Origin of the sequence: Microcoleus sp. AT3-D2, assembly GCF_036705715.1 — a bacterium.
Classification (GTDB): Bacteria; Cyanobacteriota; Cyanobacteriia; order Cyanobacteriales; family Microcoleaceae; genus Microcoleus.
In genome coordinates this window covers 1-1,709 of the sequence record NZ_JAUBVE010000185.1, presented here as the reverse complement: position 1 = coordinate 1,709, position 1,709 = coordinate 1, and the positions used below count along the sequence as shown (strand labels likewise).

Sequence of the window (1,709 nt, the reverse complement as noted above, 5' to 3'; positions counted from 1 at the left end):
GATGTAGCAATTTTTGGCTATTACTCCAATCAATTAAATCTTGATTATTTTGAAAGAATGCTCCGCAATAAACATTAGACCTCTTGCAAAAAAAATCTATGCTATAATCCAATACGGTTCAGTTAAGGCTCAAACCGTGGTAAATTAGGTATGGTGTCCACAAAAGGAGAGCAAGTTAGCGTGCCTCTCAAAGAATTCTCATTAGTATCTCCCAAAATCCCAAGTAAGGAAATATTCAAGGCCATAGAGATAGCAATTCCAGCCAGTGCAATTGAACAAGCTATTGCGAAAACACATGTTGAAGAAAAACGTCAGCGCGCCCTACCAGCACAACTGGTAGTGTGCCTGGTAATCGCCATGAGTCTGTGGTCTAAAGATTCAATGCGGGATGTCTTAAAAAATTTAATTGATGGTCTTAATGAAGCATGGGTGAAAATTGATAAATATTGGCGGTTTCCCTGTAAATCGGCAATTACTCAGACAAAGATTAGGAGCAGGCGTGATGAGACAGTTGTTTCATTCATTAGTGCGACCAATGGCTACAGTTGAAACAGTAGGAGCTTTTATCAACGAACTCCGGGTCGTAGTGATAGATGGAACCTGCTTAGATATTCCGTCTGGGTGATGAAAATGCCAGGGTTTTTGGTCGTCCGGGTAGCCGTCCGGGTACGAGAGCAGCGTTCCCCAAAGCTAGATTAGTAATTTTAGTAGAGGCAGGAACACATTTAATCTTTGATGCCTTAATGTGTCCATATAAAATGGGAGAAAGAGTAAGAGCGTTAAAATTGTTACGCTCAGTGGCAGAGGGAATGTTATTGATGTGGGATAGAGGTTTACATTCTTACGCGATGGTAGAAGCCACAGTCAGTAAAGGTTGTGAGTATGTGGGGCGAATTCCATCCAACGTTAAATTCTTAAACGAAACACAATTAGATGATGGTTCATATTTGAGGAAAGATTTATCCATCAGGCAAATTAAGAAAAAAAGGATTTCAGCCAATACAAGTAAGAGTAATTGAGTACACAATTGAGCATCCCGAACGCCCAGAAGCACAAATTAGATATCGTTTAATTACGAGCTTATTGGAAGCAGAAAAATTTCCTGCCCAGTTGCTTGCCTGTGAATATCATCAACGTTGGGAAGTTGAGAATACGATTGATGAACTGAAAGTACATTTATTAGGACGAAAAACTCATATTCGTTCTCAAAGACCCAAAGAGGTGGTACAAGAAATTTATGGTTTACTACTAGGACCGAAGAGCTGTACGGTCATTAATTTTTCAAGCAGCAAGCAGCGCAGGCGTTTCACCCTTGCGTCTTTCTTTTACTGGAACACTACGAGTTATTCGTCGCGCTCTGCCCAAATTTCAGCGGTTACAACCACAGGAACTTCCCTTTTTTTCAATTGGTTAACTTTGGAGATTCTCGATCAAGTTCTACCTGAAAGGGTTCAGAGAAACAACCCCAGAGTCGTGAAAAAACCTGTCTCAAAATTTCGGTCTAAACAAGTTAAACACAGAGGTACTGGAATCATAAGGAATCCTCCTGTATTTATTGTTTTAAGCACTGCATAGCCTTAACTGAACCGTATTGTGCTATAATAGAAGGTTTTCAATTTAATCCCCCTAGAGCTAACTCATAATTATAAATTGCTGATAACAAATTACAACGCAGACCATAACGGCGACGACGATTCCGATAACGACTC

The 1,709-nt window shown here is 40.1% G+C and carries 1 pseudogene; it reads left to right on the top strand.

The features are described 5' to 3' along the window. Positions 1-270 precede the first annotated feature (270 nt). Positions 271-1,414: pseudogene (locus QUB44_RS30735) on the top strand (IS4 family transposase). The last annotated feature ends 295 nt before the right edge of the window (positions 1,415-1,709 follow it).